13 protein-coding genes are annotated in these 20,172 nt (G+C 38.6%); 8 read left to right on the plus strand and 5 right to left on the minus strand.

Annotation, left to right across the window (positions count from 1 at the left end; translation table 11 throughout):
• Window positions 1–340 precede the first annotated feature (340 nt).
• From NEE14_RS00255 to NEE14_RS00265, 3 genes are all read left to right on the plus strand, one after another.
• On the plus strand, window positions 341–1,801 hold the full coding sequence (locus NEE14_RS00255; RefSeq protein ID WP_251966272.1) for an aminoacyl-histidine dipeptidase: 1,461 nt from the start codon (window positions 341–343) through the stop codon (window positions 1,799–1,801).
• A 149-nt stretch (window positions 1,802–1,950) separates the two neighbouring features.
• Window positions 1,951–3,423: a hypothetical protein gene (locus NEE14_RS00260; protein WP_251966273.1), complete on the plus strand. Its 1,473-nt coding sequence runs from the start codon at window positions 1,951–1,953 to the stop codon at window positions 3,421–3,423.
• A 24-nt stretch (window positions 3,424–3,447) separates the two neighbouring features.
• Entirely contained in the window at window positions 3,448–4,479 is a 1,032-nt protein-coding gene (locus tag NEE14_RS00265) for an endonuclease/exonuclease/phosphatase family protein (protein WP_251966274.1), read from the plus strand.
• A 131-nt stretch (window positions 4,480–4,610) separates the two neighbouring features.
• Here the strand turns inward: NEE14_RS00265 and NEE14_RS00270 are convergent, their stop codons facing one another.
• The 5 genes from NEE14_RS00270 to argR are packed head-to-tail and all read right to left on the minus strand — an operon-like array spanning window position 4,611 to window position 9,012.
• Entirely contained in the window at window positions 4,611–5,744 is a 1,134-nt protein-coding gene (locus NEE14_RS00270) for an aspartate aminotransferase family protein (protein ID WP_251966275.1), read from the minus strand.
• A 21-nt stretch (window positions 5,745–5,765) separates the two neighbouring features.
• On the minus strand, window positions 5,766–6,734 hold the full coding sequence (gene argC / locus NEE14_RS00275) for an N-acetyl-gamma-glutamyl-phosphate reductase (RefSeq protein ID WP_251966276.1): 969 nt from the start codon (window positions 6,732–6,734) through the stop codon (window positions 5,766–5,768).
• Window positions 6,731–7,930, minus strand: coding sequence for an argininosuccinate synthase (locus NEE14_RS00280; protein WP_251966277.1), 1,200 nt, complete (start codon window positions 7,928–7,930; stop codon window positions 6,731–6,733). Before NEE14_RS00280 ends, argC begins: the two co-directional genes overlap by 4 nt.
• Before the next feature lie 41 nt (window positions 7,931–7,971).
• Entirely contained in the window at window positions 7,972–8,541 is a 570-nt protein-coding gene (locus NEE14_RS00285) for a GNAT family N-acetyltransferase (protein WP_251966278.1), read from the minus strand.
• A 27-nt stretch (window positions 8,542–8,568) separates the two neighbouring features.
• Entirely contained in the window at window positions 8,569–9,012 is a 444-nt protein-coding gene (gene argR, locus NEE14_RS00290; RefSeq protein WP_251966279.1) for an arginine repressor, read from the minus strand.
• A 477-nt stretch (window positions 9,013–9,489) separates the two neighbouring features.
• Between argR and NEE14_RS00295 the strand changes: the two genes are divergently transcribed.
• From NEE14_RS00295 to NEE14_RS00315, 5 genes are all read left to right on the plus strand, one after another.
• A complete protein-coding gene (locus NEE14_RS00295) occupies window positions 9,490–11,427 on the plus strand; it encodes a glycogen debranching enzyme N-terminal domain-containing protein (RefSeq protein ID WP_251966280.1) in 1,938 nt (645 codons plus the stop codon).
• A 14-nt stretch (window positions 11,428–11,441) separates the two neighbouring features.
• Entirely contained in the window at window positions 11,442–12,707 is a 1,266-nt protein-coding gene (locus tag NEE14_RS00300) for a glycosyltransferase (protein WP_251966281.1), read from the plus strand.
• Window positions 12,708–12,745: 38 nt separating this feature from the next.
• A complete protein-coding gene (locus NEE14_RS00305; RefSeq protein WP_251966282.1) occupies window positions 12,746–14,074 on the plus strand; it encodes a glycoside hydrolase family 57 protein in 1,329 nt (442 codons plus the stop codon).
• A 399-nt stretch (window positions 14,075–14,473) separates the two neighbouring features.
• The gene (locus NEE14_RS00310; RefSeq protein ID WP_422394662.1) at window positions 14,474–15,637 is read left to right on the plus strand and encodes an efflux RND transporter periplasmic adaptor subunit; all 1,164 of its coding nucleotides are present in this window, start codon (window positions 14,474–14,476) and stop codon (window positions 15,635–15,637) included.
• A gap of 1 nt (window position 15,638) precedes the next feature.
• Window positions 15,639–20,141, plus strand: a complete 4,503-nt coding sequence (locus NEE14_RS00315) for a multidrug efflux RND transporter permease subunit (protein WP_251966283.1) — start codon at window positions 15,639–15,641, stop codon at window positions 20,139–20,141.
• The last annotated feature ends 31 nt before the right edge of the window (window positions 20,142–20,172 follow it).

Raw genomic sequence — 20,172 nt, forward strand, 5'->3', positions numbered from 1 at the left:
ATTATCCAATCTGTCATATAGATTTTTATGCTGAACTTGCAAACGATGCTCTGTCTTAGCACAATATATGCCTTTTTTAGCCAACGCTTTATTCCCTTCAATATGTGTATTCGGGAAGCGTCCGCCTTTCTTCAGGAGCACTTTCACACAGAGTAATACTACACAGATTACAATAATTATGAATGTAAGCAATAACGTTTTTAGCATTTTCTATATATTTGTGGACGCAAATATAAGGCTTTCACCGATTATAAAGTAGATTTTTCTGATTTAATTCTACTTTTTTTCGATATTAAGTCGATTTATGTGTATAATTAACGTTATTAATACCTAAAATGAAATGAAGATAACAGATTTAGAACCTCAGATTGTGTGGAAATACTTTGATGAAATCACCAAGGTGCCACGTCCGTCCAAAAAGGAGGAGAAAATAGTTGCCTATTTGGAGAGTTTTGCTCAGAAAAATCATATAGCCTATAAGAAAGATGAAGTAGGCAATATCATTATGTCGAAGCCTGCAACTCCGGGTATGGAAAACCGGGAAACAGTCGTTTTGCAGTCACATGTCGACATGGTTTGTGAAAAAAACAACGGTACACAGCATGATTTTGAAAAGGATCCGATTGAGACCATTGTAGATGGCGAGTGGCTTCGCGCAAATGGAACAACATTAGGTGCAGACAACGGTATCGGAGTGGCTGCAGAGTTGGCCTTGCTTGCTTCAGATAATATTGAACATGGTCCGATTGAATGTTTGTTTACAATAGATGAAGAGACTGGTTTAACAGGAGCCAAGGCGCTGAAGGCCGGTTTTATGACAGGGAATATTTTGCTGAATCTGGACAGTGAGGATGAAGGTCAGATCTTTATGGGGTGTGCTGGTGGTAAAGATACACAGGCATTATTCCATTATCAGGCTGAAGCGGCTCCTGCAGACCGCCAGTATTTCCGGATTGACGTAAAAGGTCTGAATGGAGGACATTCCGGTGGTGAAATCCATAAAGGACTGGGAAATGCCAATAAGTTACTGGCCCGTTTCTTGTTTTTGCTGAAGAAAAACAAGATAGATTTCTTACTCTGTTCAATTGAAGGAGGAAATCTGCGTAATGCTATTGCCCGTGAAGCGCACGCTGTAGTAGGTCTTCGTCCGGAAGATAAAGAAACTGTACGGATTATGCTGAATCATTTCGCCGCAGATGTTGAAAATGAATTAAAGCATGTAGACAAGAATGTCCGTTTAGTGATGGAGTCGACAGACAAGCCTGATTTTTATATTGATAATGCTACTGCAGAAAAAGTTATTTATGCTTTGCATGCCTGCCCTCATGGTGTATTAGGTATGAGCCACGACATCGAAGGATTGGTGGAAACATCTACCAATTTAGCCTCTGTGAAGATGAAGGAGAATCATACCATCCTGGTGGGAACCAGTCAGCGTAGTTCAATAGAATCATACAAAGAAATGGCGGCTAATCAGGTAGCTGCAACTTTCCTGTTGGCCGGTGCAGATGTTTCTCATGGTGATGGTTATCCGGGATGGGCTCCAAATCCGGATTCGGTAATTTTGAAGATCGCTCAAAAGACATATGAACAACTGTTCCATAAGCAACCTGAAATTATGGCTATTCATGCGGGTCTTGAGTGTGGTTTGTTCTTGGAAAAGTATCCTACGTTGGATATGATATCATTTGGTCCGACATTACGGGATGTTCATTCTCCTAATGAAAGAATAGAGATCAAAACAGTCGGTATGTGGTGGAGCCATTTGCTTGAACTGTTAAAGAATATTCCTGCAAAATAAATTTCAATCTATTCCGTTATAAAAGAGAAGTTATGTGAAATAAATTCATGTAATTTCTCTTTTTTATTTTTCTGTTCACATAATTTATATTACTTTTGTGAAAGAATTGCGAATTATTGTGCGGAAAAATAATCTTAACTGGAAAAGATATGAAAAAAGCAGTCTTATTTATATTTAGTTTATTGTCATTATTCCTAATGATAGGTGTATCATGTGACGGACTGGACGAACATTATTCGACTAACCCGAATTATCGTTTGTCTTTTTCTGTTGATACATTGTCTTTTGATACAGTTTTTACAACGATAGGTTCGGCTACCAAACAATTTATGGTGTATAATCCGAATAAAGAGGCCCTTAATATCCAGTCTATCATGCTGGCAAGTGGGGGAGAGTCGGGTTTCCGCTTAAATGTAGATGGTCGAAAAGGTGACTATTTTGATAATGTAGGGATTTTGGCAGAAGACAGTATGTTTGTTTTTGTGGAGGTAAATGTAAATCCGAATGATTCTAATCAGCCTCTATTAGTAGAAGATTCGGTTGTTTTCATGACGAATGCCGGGAAACAGACGGTATTGTTGGAAGCATACGGGCAAAATATGCATTTATATAAAGGCGGAGTTCATATTACTCGTGATACAACATTTACGGCAGATCTGCCCCATTTGGTGTACGACAGTATTATGATAGCTGATGGTGCAACACTGCATCTGGCAGCAGGTGCAACACTGTATATGCACGATAAGGCAAACTTAGTTGTTGCTGGTCGGCTTATTGCTGAAGGTACTATGGATAAACCGGTTGTAATTCGGGGGGATCGTCTGGACTTCGTATTAGATGATATTTTACCTTATGATCGGACTCCAGGACAATGGGGAGGCATTTATTTTAAGCCGGAGAGTTATGGTAATCGTTTGGAACATACGATTATCCGGAATGGAACAAGTGGTATAACCATTGAGGCTTCAGAACCTAAAGATAGCAAATTGGAAATATCCAATTCTCAGCTGACAAATATGAAGGAAAATGTCTTGACATCTATCAACAGTAAGCTCACAGTAATCAATACCGAAATTAGTAACGCCGGAGGAACTGTGGTGGCTTTGGCTGGAGGAGATTGTCAGTTTATTCATTGTTCGCTGGTGAATTACATGCGATTAGTTCAGCGTTCAACAGAATGCCTGGTTATGGCTAATGCTTATATGCAGAATTCAGAAAATATTATTGTTCCGTTGAAAGCTCATTTTGATAATTGCTTGGTGGATGGTAGCTTTGGACCAGGAAAGAATCCTCTTACAGGTGAGATAGCCCTATCATCGGTAGATGAGGCTGATTTTGATTATTATTTTAATCATTGTGTCCTGACTACGGTTGGAAGTGATAATGGTCGTTTTGAATCAACCTTGTTTACAACGGAAGATAGTGCTCCATTGTATCGTATGACAGGTGGAGAAGCCAACAAATATCAATTCGATTTTCGTCCTGATACGGTAATTTCATTGGGTGTTGGAAAAGCTGATCCAGCTGTTTCAGCGCAATATCCAATAGATCGGTACGGAGTAAATCGATTGGAAAGTAGTAACGGACCAACGATCGGCGCTTATGAGTTTGTAGAAAAATAAGGTGTGAATATAAAAACTTTAACTATGAAAATTTCCCTATTGACTATTGGGGTGGTAGTCTTCTTGCCCTTTTTGTGTGTTTTGGGAAATGCCCAAATACATTTCAGCGTTATGAGCTATAATGTGGAGAATTTATTTGATACAGTAAATGATCCATTGATGGAGGATGATGAATTTACGCCAGCAGGGAATCGCTTTTGGACGAAAAGTCGTTATTATCGGAAGTTGCAATATGTAGCTCAAGTAATTCAGGCTGCGGGTGAGTGGACCGGTGTGGCTCTGGTGGGATTATGTGAAGTTGAAAATGATTCTGTAGTGGAACATTTACTGCGAAGAACACCGCTATATAAAGAGGATTATCAGTATTGTATGACACATGGATGTGACAAGCGGGGAATAAATGTCGCATTATTGTATCAGCGTGATCAGTTTCGCATGTTGGGAATGGAGGAATTACATGTCCCTACTGCAGTCAGGGAACGTCCAACCCGAAATATTCTTCATGTCTGGGGTGAGGTCCTTTCATCAGATACCTTGGATGTATTTGTATGTCATCTTCCTTCTCGTTATGGTGGTGAATTGGCCAGCAGGAAAAGGCGGAAAGAGGCTGTTGGTGTTTTAAGGAAATGCACAGATTCTTTATTCTTTTTTCGGAAATCTCCTAAGATATTGATCATGGGAGATTTTAATGATACACCTCAAGATGAAACTTTAGAGCAGGAATTACAAGCAAGTCCCTTCCATGAGGATAATTTATTAGAAGAAAACCGACTGTATAATCTGTTTTATGAAGCTTCGGGCTCACATAAATATCAAGGAGAGTGGAATCAGCTGGATCATATCCTTGTTAATGGGGCATTATTGCAGGAAAAACAGTCTTTCTATGTGAAGGAAGGAAGTGCTCATGTGTTTGCTCCGTCATTTTTATTAAAACCTGATAAGACATGGCGTGGTATTCGTCCGTTTCGGACATACTATGGTTTTAAATATGAAGGAGGATATAGTGATCATTTACCTTTGCGGGTAACTTTTATATGTAAAGGGGTTAAATGGTGATTTATATTTTGGTCTTGTTACTATTTTATGTACTTCCTAAATCCTAATTTATATAGGCATTGATTGTATAAAAAAAGACTGCCAACCCATAGGTTTGACAGCCTTCTTCATATATGATAAGAACAACTGAGTTATTCTTTGATTCCTAAGACCTGGCGGAAACGACTGATAAACTCTGCCGCTTCATCTAAGGTCAGGCATAAAGGAGGTAATAAGCGGATGGTATTAGTTCCTGCAACTCCTGTAAATACTTTCTGCTCAAAAAGCAATTTGGAACGAATTTCTTTGATAGGTTCTTCAAATTCAATACCAATCATTAAGCCTCGTCCACGAATTTCCTTGATACCCGGTAGTTTGTGTAATTCTTCAAGCAGGAAAGAACCTACTTTTTCTGCATTGGCCACTAATCCTTCATCATTCATGATATCTAATACGGCAATAGCAGCTGCACAAGCCAAATGGTTACCTCCAAAAGTAGTACCTAACATACCATAAAATGGCTTAAAGATAGGGCTGATAAGAACTGCTCCCATAGGAAAACCATTAGCAATACCTTTGGCAACGGTAATCATATCCGGACGGATTCCTGCATATTGATGAGCAAAGAATTTACCGCTCCGACCGTATCCTGATTGGATTTCATCGAGAATCAATACGGCCTGATATTTTGTACACAACGAACGTAAGTCTTGCAGAAAGTCGTTAGTCGGTACTTGGATACCACCTACACCTTGGATTCCTTCAATGATAACAGATGATACATCGCCCTTTTTTAATTCGGCTTCAACAGCAAAAGAATCGTTGAGAGGCAGATAAGAAACATCTAATCCTTCGTTTACAGGAGCGATAATTTTAGGGTTGTCTGTAACCCGAACAGCAGCTGAAGTCCGCCCGTGAAACGAATGTTTGAAGGCAAGTACTCGTTTTTTACCATTATGGAATGAAGCAAGTTTCAGAGCATTTTCATTAGCTTCAGCTCCAGAGTTGATTAAGAATAATGAATATTCATCATAACCGGATGCTTTACCTAATTTATCGGCTAATGTTTGTTGCAAACTATTAATTACTGAATTTGAATAAAATCCGAGTTTGCTTACTTGGTCGCTGATTGCTTTTACATAGGTCGGATGACTATGTCCAACTGAAATTACAGCATGTCCTCCATATAGATCCAAGTATTCATTGCCTTCTTTATCCCAAACATGGCAACCTTTACCTTTTACGATCTCTATATTGAATAAAGGATAAACATCAAAAAGTTTCATATATTAAAATCATTATCGTTGTTAGAATGCTGATGGTTTCAGATGCAAACCTACTTTTTCTTCCAGTCCAAACAGAAGGTTCATATTATGGACGGCCTGTCCGCTTGCTCCTTTCAGTAGATTGTCAATCATAGAAACAATCAACAGTTTGTCTTCATATTTTTGTAAATAAATCAAACATTTGTTCGTATTTACGACTTGCTTCAAATCAGGATTCTTGTCGATCACGAATGTAAATGAATGATCTTCGTAATACGATTGATAAATACGTTTGATTTCGTCTAAATCAACTTTACAATCCAGGTAAGTTGTCGCAAATATCCCACGTGAGAAATTTCCTCTGACCGGAATAAAGTTGATTTCACTGTTGAAGCTGTTTTGTAACTGCTTTAAACTTTGTTTGATCTCAGCCAGATGTTGATGGGTGAATGGCTTATAGATTGAAATGTTGTCATTACGCCAGCTAAAATGAGAAGTCGCAGATGGCTTGACTCCTGCCCCCGTTGATCCGGTAATAGCATTGACATGCAAATCTCCATTTAGCATAAGATGCTTGGCTAAAGGGAGAATACCTAACTGGATACAGGTCGCAAAACAACCAGGATTGGCAATGTGTTTTGCTGTACAAATTCTACGTCTGTTCAACTCTGGTAAACCATATACAAAATCATGATCTTCGCTTTCTATTCTGTAATCCATAGAGAGATCGATAATTTTGACATGATCGGGTACGGTGTGCGATTCCATAAATTTCTTGGTGTCGCCGTGTGCTGTACAGAAAAATAAACAATCAATGCTGTCCAAAGGAAGTTCTCCTGTGAAACGCATATCAGTTTCTCCATAAAGTCCTTCATGTACATCTGTAATCAAGTTACCTGCATTACTTGAGCTATTGACGAAAACGATTTCTACATCGGGATGATTAATCAGCAGACGAATTAATTCGCCTGCTGTATATCCTGCTCCTCCAATGATACCAACTCTGATCATATTTCCTCCTCTTTGTGGTTTGTATAGTAAACACGCAAAGGAGTAGAAAGAACTTTAATAAATCCTTTGGCATCTTCAGCTGTCCAGCCTTTTTGCATTTCACCGTATTCGCCAAATTTTGTTTTAACCAGATCGTCATCTGATTCAACACCTACAGTTGAGAATGAAAGAGGACGAAGTTCCAGGATGGCTGTTCCGTTTACATTGCGTTGAGATTCTTGTAACATGGCTTCAATATCACGCATAACAGGTTCCAAATATTGACTTTCATGCAAGAACATACCGTACCAGTTTGCAACCTGATCTTTCCAGTATTGTTGCCATTTACTTAATGTATATTTTTCCAAAAAACGATGGGCTCCGATAATCAACATAGGAGCTGCAGCTTCAAAACCAACACGTCCTTTAATGCCGATAATTGTATCTCCTACGTGCATGTCACGGCCAATTCCATAAGCAGAACCTATTTCTTCAACTTTTTGAATTGCTTTGATCGGATCATCAAAAGCTTCACCATTGACAGCGCATAATTCACCTTTCTTAAATTCTAAGCGAAGTTGTTCGGAACCGGTTTTAGTAACTTGTTTCAAGTAGGCTGATTCAGGCAGACCTTGAGCAGAATCTAAAATTTCTCCACCACAAATGGATGTTCCCCACAGACCTACATTATAAGAGTATTTCAATTTCGTAAAATCGGCTTCAAAACCATGCTCTTTCAAATAATTAATTTCATAGTCACGGCTTAGTGCCATATCACGAGTTAATGTGATGATTTCAACATTAGGAGCCAATACAAGGAATGTCATATCAAAACGTACTTGATCATTACCTGCTCCTGTTGAACCATGCGCTATGGCATCAGCTCCTATTTCGTTAGCATAACGGGCAATTGCTAAAGCCTGAAAAATACGTTCAGAACTAACAGAGATCGGGTATGTACCGTTGCGTAGAACATTTCCGAAAATCATATATTTCAGACTCTTTTCGTAATATTCTTTGGTTACATCAAGTGTAACATATTTTACAGCACCTAATTTATATGCGTTTTCTTCATTCTTTTTCAGTTGTTCTTTACTGAAACCACCAGTATTGGCACAAGCGGCATAAACTTCATATCCTTTTTCTTTAGCCAAATACATTACTGTAAATGAAGTATCCAATCCTCCACTAAATGCTACTACTACTTTCTTTTTCATATATCGTTTGTATTTATTGTTATCTGTTAAAATGTTGTTTGTTATTTATTCTCGCTTTTGTCTGGATGAGGAGCTTCCGGGTCAAAAAGCATACCGGTACAAATACAATATCGTCTGTTAGTCCGTTCCAGAATATCGTGGTTAACACAGCCTTGGCAGCCTCTCCAGAAAGCTTCATCATCTGTTAAGTCTGCAAATGTAACAGGTACATATCCAAGTTCTGTATTCATCTTCATGACTGCTGCCCCTGAAGTCAGACTGAAAATTTTTGCATGCGGCCACCTCATACGAGCCAGTTTGAATGTCATTTCTTTAATTCGTTTAGCTATACCTAATCCTCGGTAATCCGGATGGACAATCAATCCAGAAGTAGTTACGTACTGCTTATTCCCCCAAGATTCAATGTAGCTGAAACCTGCGAATTTGTCACCATCTAATGCTATAACAGCTTTTCCTTCTTTCATTTTCTGCGCTACGTATTCATGAGTACGCTTGGCGATACCCGTTCCCCTTACCTTTGCTGCAGCTTCTATGGTCTCGAGTATAGTGTCAACATATACCTCATGGGAGGCTTCTGCGATCATGACGTCAATTTGTTTTTCTTGTTCCATTTCTTATATTTGTACCTTATTATATCTTCATATAAAATGAGCTAATGCATCTACAATATTTTCCCGACTGAAACCTTCACGTGGAATGACTAAAATTGTATCGTCACCTGCTATCGTTCCTAAGATCTCTTTCGGTGCATGTGTATCAATGTCAGAAGCAATTCCCATGGCATAACCTGGACGCGTCTTGATGACTGCGAGATTACCCGAGAATTCAATATTTGAGTGATTTTTTTGTACTGGAGCTTTTGAGATTGGTACAGCTATTTTGTTAGGTAATTGGTAAACATACATTCCATTAGCATCATGTACTTTAATTACCTTCAGTTGTTTGATATCCCTTGATAGTGTAGCTTGTGTAACAACAAAACCCATTTCACATAACCGTTTGCTTAATTGCTCTTGGTTGTTGATAGATTCTGTGCTGATAAGCTTACAAATCATTTCCAGCCGTTCTTTTTTTGTACACATATTGTATAAATATTCAATTCGGCGGCAAATATATGTATTAATATTGAATAATTATACAAAGATGGGGCTATTTTTCCAATAAATATTCAAATTGAAGGAATATGATAGGTTGTGTAACTCTTCGCTTATAACTTAATCTTGGTTCGTTATTGTAAGAACAGTCGTAGCGGTGTGCTTATGAATTATGGTGGGCAAAGGGAAATAATTACTTAATTTTTTAAGATACTGAAGGCTATATACATGAAAAATGAATTGGTGAAACTTAACATTTATTTATATGTTTCAGAACACATATTAAAAACATAGTATTACTATAAGTATTTGATTATTAAGTAAAAAGTCGAATATCTATATAAAATAATTTAAAATATTTATGAAATCGAATTTGTTTTTTTAGATATTAAGCCTTACTTTTGATTCGCAATAAATAAATCAAACAGAAAAACACGAACAATAAACATAAAAATTGATATACTTATGAGTTATCTTAAATTTGATAAGACAGTCATGATCAATTTGGAAGAGTCGCTGACGCGTGAAGTTTTGAGAACGAATCGCTTGGGGGCATACCATAGTAGTACTGTCGTAGATTGCAATACTCGTAAATACCACGGATTATTAGTAATGCCGGTGCCAGCTTTGGACGATGATAATCACGTACTCCTATCTTCGCTCGATGAAACTGTGATACAGCACGAAGCTGAATTTAATCTGGGTTTGCACAAGTATGGTGAAAATAATTTCAGTCCGAAAGGGCATAAGTATATACGTGAATATACTTGTGATACGGTTCCTCGTACCGTTTATCGTGTAGGTGGAGTTATCTTTTCAAAGGAAAAGGTCTTTTCGATGTTTGAAAATCGCATTATGATCAAATATACCCTTGAGGATGCCCATTCTGCAACAACACTGCGATTCCGTCCATTTCTTGCTTTTCGTAGTGTGAAAGAACTGACGTATGCTAATGGTAATTTGAATCAAAATTATACTGTAGTACCCAATGGAATAAAAATGTGTCTTTATCCGGGTTATCCAGAGCTTTTTATGCAGTTTAGCAAAAAAGTAAATTTCGTATTTGATCCAAAGTGGTATTATGGTATTGAATATTCGAAAGAGCAGGAGAGAGGATATCCTTATAAAGAGGATTTATTCGTTCCGGGATATTTTGAAGTCCCTATTAGGAAGGGAGAAACAATAGTGTTTAGTGCAGGAGATAGCCAAGTTGCAACTACTCGTTTAAAGACTTTGTATGAAACAGAAGTTTCTGTCCGTACCCCAAGAACCAGTTTTTACAATTGTTTGAAAAACTCTGCCCAACAATTCTACTTTCGGCCTAAAAAACAAGATGCTTATTTGTTGGCTGGTTATCCTTGGTTTAAAGTAAGGGCGCGGGATCTTTTCTTAGCTGCTCCTGGATGTACCTTATCCATAGATGATCCGGTCCGTTTTGAGAAAATTATGGCAACGGCTTTACCTGCGTTACGGGCATTTATGGAAGATGGAGCCTTAGATCCGGTAATTCAGGAAATAGAACAGCCTGATGTGATATTATGGGCAATTTGGGCTATACAACAATATGCTAAGGTTGTTGGCATTGATAAAGCTAAGGAGCTATATAAAGACTTTATTGATGAAGCCCTTGAATACATAATTTCCCAGAAACACCCAGGGTTGAAAGTAATGGATAGTGGTTTGCTATTTGCAGACGGAGGTCGTGACAAGGCTATAACGTGGATGAATTCTGTTGTTAATGGACGTCCTGTCGTACCAAGATCAGGGTATATTGTAGAATTTAATGCTGCCTGGTATAATGCTTTATGTTTTTCTCGTGAGATGAACGGAGAAGCAACAAATGAAAAAATTGATAAGTTAATCAGTGCAATTAATATTTCTTTCCCGAATACATTTGTCAATGGTTATAATTACTTATTTGATTATGTGAATGGTTCGTTTGTTGATTGGAGTGTTCGTCCGAACATGATATTTGCAGTTGCATTACCATACTCTCCTTTGTCTCGTATGCAAATGCGTTCTGTATTGGATATAGTTACGAAAGAATTATTGACTCCTAAGGGAATCCGTTCTTTAAGTCCGAAAAGTGAAGGATATCGTCCTTATTGTACGGGCCCCCAAGTTGAACGAGATTTGGCATATCATCAAGGTACTGCATGGCCTTGGTTGCTTGGAGCTTATTTGGAGGCTTATCTGCGTGTATTTGGTAAATCGGGTGCTGCATTTGCCGAACGAATGCTGATTAGTATGGAAGAAGAAATGACTAATCACTGTATTGGTACAATTTCTGAAATCTATGATGGTAATCCTCCTTTTACAGGGCGTGGAGCCATCTCTTTTGCCATGAATGTGGCAGCTATTCTTAGAATAGAAGAAATGTTGAAGAAGTATAACGCCGAATAAACTGTACATACTATATGAAAGCTTTAATGTTTGGTTGGGAATTTCCCCCTCATATTTTGGGTGGTTTGGGTACTGCCAGTTATGGATTAACTCGCGGTATGGCCATGCAGCCTGATATGGATATCACTTTTTGTATTCCAAAGCCTTGGGGCGATGAAGATCAGAGCTTCTTGAGGATTATTGGAGTGGATAATGTGCCCATTGTATGGCGTGATGTAAATATGGATTATGTCAAAGACCGATTGGGTAAGTTTATGGATCCACAACTTTATTTTGATTTCCGAAATAATATATATGCTGATTTTTCTTATCGACATGTAAATGATTTGGGATGTCTGGAGTTCTCAGGTCGATATCCTGATAATTTGTTGGAGGAAATCAATAATTATTCAATAGTTGCAGGGGTAATTGCTCGCACGATTCCATGTGATATTATTCATGCACATGACTGGTTGACTTATCCTGCGGGTATTCATGCAAAGCAGGTAACAGGCAAACCATTGGTCATTCATGTCCATGCTACTGATTATGATAGAAGTCGTGGTAATGTAAATCCTGATGTTTATGGTATTGAGAAGAATGGAATGGATCATGCAGACCATATTATAACAGTAAGTAACCTTACACGACAGACAGTAATTGAAAAGTATCACCAAGATCCGGCAAAGGTTACGACGGTACATAATGCGGTAGAACCATTAAGCCCGGAAATATTGGCAATTCAGGATAAAAAAGGAGTAAAAGATAAAATCATTACATTCTTAGGTCGAATTACGATGCAGAAAGGTCCTGAATATTTTGTCGAAGCTGCAGCAAAGGTGTTGAAGCGTGCTCCTCATGCACGTTTTATCATGGCTGGTAGTGGAGATATGATGAACCAGATGATTCGTTTGGCTGCTTCGCGCAATATTTCTGATCGTTTTCATTTTACTGGATTCATGAAGGGAAAACAGGTGTACGAGGTGTTGAAGGCGAGTGATGTTTATGTGATGCCATCAGTATCTGAGCCTTTTGGAATATCTCCTTTGGAGGCTATGCAATGTGGCGTGCCTTCTATTATTTCTAAACAATCTGGTTGTGCGGAAATTCTGGATTATGCTGTAAAAGTAGATTATTGGGATATTGAAGCATTGGCTGATGCAATGTATTCTATTATCACATATCCAGCAATGCATGAATTCCTGAAAGTTGAAGGCAAGAAAGAGGTTGATAATATAAAATGGGAATATGCAGGACAGAAAGTTCGTCGCATCTATGATATGGTATTAGGAAACAAATAAAACAAATTCAAACAGAAAACAAATAAACAGAATTTATTATGAAAACTATATGCTTCTATTTTCAGATACACCAGCCGTTCCGTTTGAAAAGATATCGTTTTTTTGATATCGGGAATGACCATTATTACTATGATGATTTCCAAAATGAGGAAATTATCCGTCGAATTGCAGAGAAATGTTATTTGCCTGCTAATCGGACTATTTTGGAGATGATCAAATCAAGTGGTAATAAGTTTAAAGTTGCTTTTTCTATTTCCGGAGTTGCATTGGAGCAAATGGAAATTTATACTCCAGAAGTAATAGATTCTTTTAAAGAACTGGTAGCTACAGGAAATGTTGAATTCTTGTCTGAAACCTACGCTCATTCATTATCTTCGTTGGGTGATCCTGACGAATTCAAGCATCAAATAGATAAGCAAGAAGATAAGATTCAAACATTATTTGGTGTAAAACCTAAAGTATTCCGTAATACAGAGTTGATTTATTCTGATGATATATCAGAAATCGTTTATGAAAAGGGATATAAAGGTATGTTGACTGAAGGAGCAAAACATATTTTGGGTTGGAAGAGTCCAAATTATATGTATTGTTCAAGCGTTCAGCCTAATTTGCACTTGTTGCTGAAGAATGATCGTTTTAGTGAAGATTTATCAGAGCGTTTTAGTGATTATAGCTGGAATGAATATCCATTGACTGCAGATAAATTTATTTCATGGATTGCAGCAACGCCAGAGTCTGAGCAGGTCATAAATTTGTTTATGAATTATGAAGTGCTGGGTTCTTTACATCCTGCTGAAACAGGTATTTTTGAATTCTTTAAGGCTTTACCTCGTTTTGCTGCTGAAAAAGGTATCAGTTTTTCAACTCCGTCAGAAGTATTTGCTCTTTTGAAGCCTGTAGACAGTATTTCTGTTCCATATCCTATTTCTTGGGTTGATGAAGAGCGTGATTGTAGTTCTTGGTTAGGAAATGTTTTGCAGCAAGAAGCTTTCCGTAAGATTTGTGAAATAGGAGAACGGGTTCGCTTGTGCGATTTACGTAGAATTCGTCAGGACTGGTACTATTTGCAAAGCAGTGATCACTTCTATTATATGAGTACAAAGCATATGGGTCGAGGAGGATTTAGTCCTTATGATAATCCTTATGACGCATTTAATAATTATATGAACGTGCTTTCTGATTTTATTGAACGTGTTAATGCTCAGTATCCACAGGATATTGATAATGAAGAATTGAATTCATTATTAACAACGATTAAAAATCAAGGGGAAGAGATTGAAGCTTTGCAAAAAGAATTAGACAAGCTGAAGAAAAAAACTTCGACAAGAAAAAGTAAAGATGCTTCGTCTGGAACTGATAAACAATAAGGCTTTTGACTTTTTGGGCCTGTAATATTAATTGGACAATAATTTGCTTATAAATTAAAAAAGTCATGTTTTGAGTTTGAGGGCATGGAGTATAATTTTTTGTGAAACAGTGGGAAGTTTGTTTTGCCCTCAGGTTTAAAGGTTTTTAATAGTTTATATATGGAAGCCGTTTCTTTGTGAAAAGAGACGGCTTTTTTGTGGACTGGGGAGAAGAGTTGTGGAAATATTCCTCAAGCCAATTGCATGCATATCGAGTAATTATCGTAAATTTGCATTCTATAATTCTATGAATTAGCTCGATAGCAAATATAGGTGAGTTTTACTAATATTTTGGTACGATTATTTCTTTATTCTATGCGATGTAGTATTAATTTTTTAGGTAGAAGAACAATGTTAGGTATGTTAGGGAAAAAGCAATGGCCGCTTTATGCCTTTTTAGGGTTAGCTGTTTTTATGGCTGGTTGTAAAAAGAAAGTTGAGCCGCAATTGCCGATTGTCATCGTAGAAAAGCCTGTTAAAAAGGATGTTCAGATTTACGGAGAGTATGTCGGAACAATTAAAGCAGAGAGTTTTGTGGAAATACATGCTCGTGTGGAAGGTTATCTCGAGAATATGATGTTTGAAGAAGGAAAGAGAGTGAAGCAGGGCGATCCTTTGTTTATTATTAGTCCGGCTTTATATAAAGCTCGTGTAGAAAAGGCAAAAGCTCAACTTAAAAAGAATGAAGTGCAAGCTGCTAAAGCTGCGCGTGATGTTCAGCGTTTGACTCCATTGTATGAACAGCACGCAGCAAGTCAATTAGATTTAGATAATGCAATCGCTGCCAAAGAAAATGCTGAAGCTGATGTGGCGATGAGCAAAGCTGATTTAGATCAGGCTAATTTGGAATTGAGCTATACACGAGTAACTTCACCAATTACAGGATATATCAGCGAACGGTTAGTAGATATAGGTACACTGGTGGGGCCTGGTTCAAAATCAAAGTTGGCAACAGTGGTAAAAAGCGATACTGTCAATGTTGATTTTAAAATGACAGCTTTGGATTATTTAAGAGCTGAACGTAGAAATGTCAAATTTGGAGTTCAGGATACCACTCGTTCTTGGCAGCCTACAGTGACGGTTACTTTAGCAGATAATTCTGAATACCCTGTTAAAGGTATCGTTGACTTTGCTGACCCTTCAGTAGATCCCAAGACGGGAACTTTTACGGTACGTGCTATTTTGCCTAACCCTAACCGTAAATTATTGCCTGGTCAGGCAACGCGAGTAAAATTATTGTTGGATGTTCGTGAACGTGCTATTGTTATTCCTCGTAAAGCTTTATCGATAGAAAAAGGAGGAGCCTTCATTTATGTGTTGCGCCGTGATGACGTAGCTGAAAAGCGTTTTGTTCAGATTGGTCCTGAGTTTGATAATTCTGTTGTAATTGAACGAGGATTGGGTGAAAACGAACGAGTTGTAGTTGAAGGTTACAATAAACTAGAGCCTAATGTAAAAGTTCAGCCAGTACTTTCGAGTGATGATAAAGCTATTCAAGCATTAAGAGAAAAGGAGGAAGAATAATATGAAGCCTGGTTTCTTTATTGACCGTCCGGTATTTTCTACTGTTCTGTCTATTCTGATTGTATTAGTAGGACTCATCGGCTTGATCATGCTGCCTATCGAGCAGTATCCCCAGATAACCCCTCCGGTAGTAAAGATTGGAGCTACTTACCCTGGTGCAAATGCTTTGACTCTTTCTCAAGCAGTTGCTACTCCAATTGAACAGGAATTGAATGGAACTCCCGGAATGATATATATGCAAAGTAGTAGTTCGAATTCAGGATCATTAAACATTACTGTGACATTTGATGTTTCTGCCAATCCGGACTTGGCGGCTGTTGAGGTTCAGAACCGTGTGAAACTGGCAGAAAGCCGTTTGCCTGCTGAAGTGATCCAAAATGGTATCACCATTGAAAAACAGGCTCCAAGTCAGTTGATGACATTAACATTGATGTCTGATGATCCCAAATTTGATGAGATTTATCTGAGTAACTTTGCTACAATTAATGTATTGGATGTTATTCGTCGTATTCCAGGAGTAGGACGTGTATCTAATATTGGTAGCCGATATTATGGTATGCAGATATGGGTATATCCGGATCGTCTGGCCAATATGGGATTAACGGTAAAAGATTTACAGGATGCTTTGAAAGATCAAAACAGAGAATCAGCAGCCGGTGAATTTGGTAAACAGCCGATTTTGGATGTAGATGTAACCTTGCCTGTTACTTCATCTGGACGTCTTTCTACTGTAGAAGAATTTGAAAATATTGTCATCCGGGCAAATTCTGATGGCTCAATCGTCCGTATGCGCGATGTAGCTCGTGTTTCATTGGAAGCATCTTCATATTCAACAGAAAGTGGTATTAACGGAAAGAATGCGGCCATTTTGGGCATTTATATGTTACCAGGGGCTAATGCTTTGGAAGTAGCAAAAAGTGTTCGTGCTGAAATGGCTGAAATCAGCAAAAACTTTCCGGAAGGTGTAGAATATAATTTCCCGTTTGATATGACGGAATATATTTCCCAATCTGTACATGAAGTTTATAAGACATTGTTTGAAGCTTTGTTCTTGGTTATTTTAGTTGTATTCTTGTCATTACAGAATTGGCGTGCGGCATTAATTCCAACTATAGCTGTGCCTATTTCGTTAATTGGTACATTTGGATTTATGTTGGTCATGGGCTTCTCTTTGAATATGCTGACATTGTTAGGATTGATTTTGGCTATTGGTATTGTGGTGGATGATGCCATTGTCGTGGTAGAAAATGTTGAGCGTATTATTAATGAGGAAAATATTTCAACGCGTGAGGCTACCCATAGGGCCATGAAGGAATTGTCGGGAGCTTTGATTGCTACTTCCATGGTTTTGGTAGCTGTATTCGTCCCTGTGAGTTTTCTGAGTGGTATCACCGGGCAGCTATATCGTCAGTTCTCTATTACGATTGCTGTATCGGTAATGCTTTCAACCGTAGTTGCATTAACATTGAGTCCGGCAATGTGTGCTATCATTTTACGTCCATCTAAGCATGAAAAGAAGAATATCGTGTTCCGGAAGATTAATGAATGGCTTGAAAAAGGAAATCATAAATACACAAATATATTACGTCGGGTAATGAATATGCCTAAGCGTGTACTTGCTGGCTTTGGTATGGTATTGGTTATGATTTTTGTTATGAGTCATTTATTACCTACTTCTTTTATTCCAGAAGAAGATCAGGGATTCTTTACGGTGGAAATAGAATTACCTGAAGGTGCAACATTGGAACGTACACGAGTTGTAACAGACCGATTGATTGATTTTCTGAATCATCAACCTGCAGTTGCCTATGTCCAAAATGTAACGGGTAGTAGTAATCGGTTAGGTACAACGCAAAATCGTGCTACGCTTACTGTTATTTTAAAGCCGTGGGAAGAGCGTAAATCTGGAGATATGGGAGTTGAAGACGTGATGGAGACAGTCCGGAAAGAACTTTATTATTATCCAGAAGTGGTTGGTTATGTCAATAGACCACCTGTCATTCCTGGTTTAGGAGAAAGTGGAGGTCTTGAGATGCAGTTGGAAGCGAGGGGAGAAGCCACGTGGGATGATTTGGTTCAGGCTACTGATACATTCTTGTATTATGCCAAGAAAGCGCCCGAGCTGCATAGTGTTTCATCTGCCATGCAGGCTGATATACCTCAGATATATTTTGACGTGGATCGTGATCATGCAAAATTCTTAGGAATTCCGATGGCTGATATTTTTTCAACCATGAAAGCTTATTTAGGATCGGTTTATGTGAACGATTTTAATATGTTTAACCGTATTTATCGTGTCTATATCCAGGCTGAGGCTCCTTATCGAGCAAATAAAGAAAGTTTAGGACTTTTCTTTGTGCGAACCGGTAGTGGCGCGATGGTACCTCTTACGGCATTAGGCACGACACAATATACAACGGGGCCTGGTACAATCAAGCGCTTTAATATGTTCTCGACAGCACCTATCAATGCCGTTGCGGCTCCTGGATATAGTACAGGTGAGGCGATGAAAGCATTGGAACGTATTGCCAAAGAACATTTATCAGATAATATTGCAATTGAATGGAGTGGCCTGTCTTATCAGGAAAACAAAGCAGGAGGCCAGACCGGATTTATTTTGGCATTGATCTTCTTGTTTGTATTCTTGTTCTTGGCTGCTCAGTATGAAAGCTGGATTGTGCCAATTGCGGTATTGCTTTCTTTACCTATTGCGGCGCTTGGAGCTTTTCTCGGAATATGGATAACTGGGTTGGAAAATGATGTATATTTCCAGATCGGTTTGGTGACATTGATAGGTCTGGCTGCTAAAAATGCCATTTTGATTGTTGAGTTTGCGAAGGTACAGGTTGATGAAGGCGTTGATCCTGTGCAGGCTGCAATTCATGCAGCGCAGATGCGTTTTCGCCCGATTTTGATGACTTCCTTGGCTTTTGTATTAGGTATGTTGCCTTTGGTTATTGCTTCTGGTCCGGGTTCTGCATCGCGTCATAGTATAGGAACAGGTATTTTCTTTGGTATGTTGGTTGCCATTACCATCGGTATAGTTATGGTCCCATTCTTTTTTGTCTTGATTTATAAGATAAAAAAGGGCATACGTTTGAATCGCATCTCTCGTTTGCCACGGATACCTCACATTAAGAAAGTAGCTCCGTGGGTGGTTTTAGCCTTGTCTGTACTGGCATTTTCATCTTGTAAGGTAGGAAAAGAATATGCACGTCCAGATCTGAATTTGCCAGAATCGATTGATGCCTCTGTAACAGATACGGCTTCTGTTTCGGATATTCCTTGGCAAAGCTTATATAAGGATACTGTTCTTCAAGGATTGATAAATAAAGCATTGGAGAATAATAAAGATATGAAGATTGCTGCAGCCAAGATAAAAGAAATGGTAGCAGCCAAACGTATTTCTTTTTCCCGATTGTTCCCTTCTATAGGCGCTAATTTACATGCTGAAAAAGAGGTTTTAAACTATGGGGGAAATAACCGAAAACCGGATCCGGAGTTTGATGCCAAATTGACATTAGCTTGGGAGTTGGATTTATGGGGAAATATTCGTTGGGCAACTGAAGCCGATTTGGCTGCATACATGCAGAGCATTGAAGCTCAGCGTGCTTTAAAGCTGACTATTGTAGCGGGTGTAGCTGCTTCATATTATCAATTATGTGCTCTGGATCAAGAATTATCGATAGTCAGACAAACATTGGAAGCCCGAAAAGAGGGACTCCATTTGGCTAAGTTACGTTATGAAGGTGGATTAACTTCTGAAACAGCTTATAACCAAGCGGTAGTAGAATTGGCACGTACAGAAACCTTGATTCCGAACTTAGAGCGGCAGATTAAAATTAAGGAAAGTGATCTGGCCATGTTGTTAGGCGATTATTCGCATGATATACCTCGTGGCCAACGGTTGTCAGAACAACAGTTACCGGATGCGCTGCCGATAGGTTTACCTTCTTCTTTATTGGAAAGACGTCCGGATGTCCGTCAGGCAGAATTTAGTCTAAAAGAAGCTAATGCGCAAGTGGGCGTTGCTTATACAGACTTGTTTCCTAAAATTGCCTTAACAGGTAATTTGGGCTTTGAAAGTGCTGAGTTAGGTGATCTATTGAAAAGTCCGGCTTGGTTTTTAGCTGGTAACTTATTGCAGCCTTTATTTGCCATGGGGCGAAACAAGGCGAAGGTGAAAGTTGCCCAGGCAAAATATGAGCAGGAGGTGTATAGTTATGAGAAGACGGTTATTGGCGCATTTAAAGAGGTGAATGATGCGATTGTTTCTATCCGAAAGGCAAAGGAAGTCCGTCAGTCACAAGCTAAGCTGGAGATAGCAGCCCGTAAATATTTGGAGCTTGCCCAGTTGCAATATATCAATGGTGTTTCGAGTTACATGGATGTGTTGGATGCGCAACGTGAGCTGTTAAGTGCTCAATTAGGTTTGAACTCGGCTGTATGTAACGAGCTGCTTACGGTAGTTTATTTATATAAGGCACTTGGAGGAGGATATTAAACTACATCATTGATAAAGAGTGATTCTGTAG

The sequence above is a fragment of the Parabacteroides sp. AD58 genome, from assembly GCF_023744375.2.
GTDB classification, from domain to species: domain Bacteria; phylum Bacteroidota; class Bacteroidia; order Bacteroidales; family Tannerellaceae; genus Parabacteroides; species Parabacteroides absconsus.

Coding starts and splice junctions, on each gene's coding strand:
- NEE14_RS00255 (WP_251966272.1), top strand. CDS start 341: ATGAAGATAACAGATTTAGAACCTCAGATTGTGTGGAAATACTTTGAT.
- NEE14_RS00260 (WP_251966273.1), top strand. CDS start 1,951: ATGAAAAAAGCAGTCTTATTTATATTTAGTTTATTGTCATTATTCCTA.
- NEE14_RS00265 (WP_251966274.1), top strand. CDS start 3,448: ATGAAAATTTCCCTATTGACTATTGGGGTGGTAGTCTTCTTGCCCTTT.
- NEE14_RS00270 (WP_251966275.1), bottom strand. CDS start 5,744: ATGAAACTTTTTGATGTTTATCCTTTATTCAATATAGAGATCGTAAAA.
- argC (WP_251966276.1), bottom strand. CDS start 6,734: ATGATCAGAGTTGGTATCATTGGAGGAGCAGGATATACAGCAGGCGAA.
- NEE14_RS00280 (WP_251966277.1), bottom strand. CDS start 7,930: ATGAAAAAGAAAGTAGTAGTAGCATTTAGTGGAGGATTGGATACTTCA.
- NEE14_RS00285 (WP_251966278.1), bottom strand. CDS start 8,541: ATGGAACAAGAAAAACAAATTGACGTCATGATCGCAGAAGCCTCCCAT.
- argR (WP_251966279.1), bottom strand. CDS start 9,012: ATGTGTACAAAAAAAGAACGGCTGGAAATGATTTGTAAGCTTATCAGC.
- NEE14_RS00295 (WP_251966280.1), top strand. CDS start 9,490: ATGAGTTATCTTAAATTTGATAAGACAGTCATGATCAATTTGGAAGAG.
- NEE14_RS00300 (WP_251966281.1), top strand. CDS start 11,442: ATGAAAGCTTTAATGTTTGGTTGGGAATTTCCCCCTCATATTTTGGGT.
- NEE14_RS00305 (WP_251966282.1), top strand. CDS start 12,746: ATGAAAACTATATGCTTCTATTTTCAGATACACCAGCCGTTCCGTTTG.
- NEE14_RS00310 (WP_422394662.1), top strand. CDS start 14,474: ATGTTAGGGAAAAAGCAATGGCCGCTTTATGCCTTTTTAGGGTTAGCT.
- NEE14_RS00315 (WP_251966283.1), top strand. CDS start 15,639: ATGAAGCCTGGTTTCTTTATTGACCGTCCGGTATTTTCTACTGTTCTG.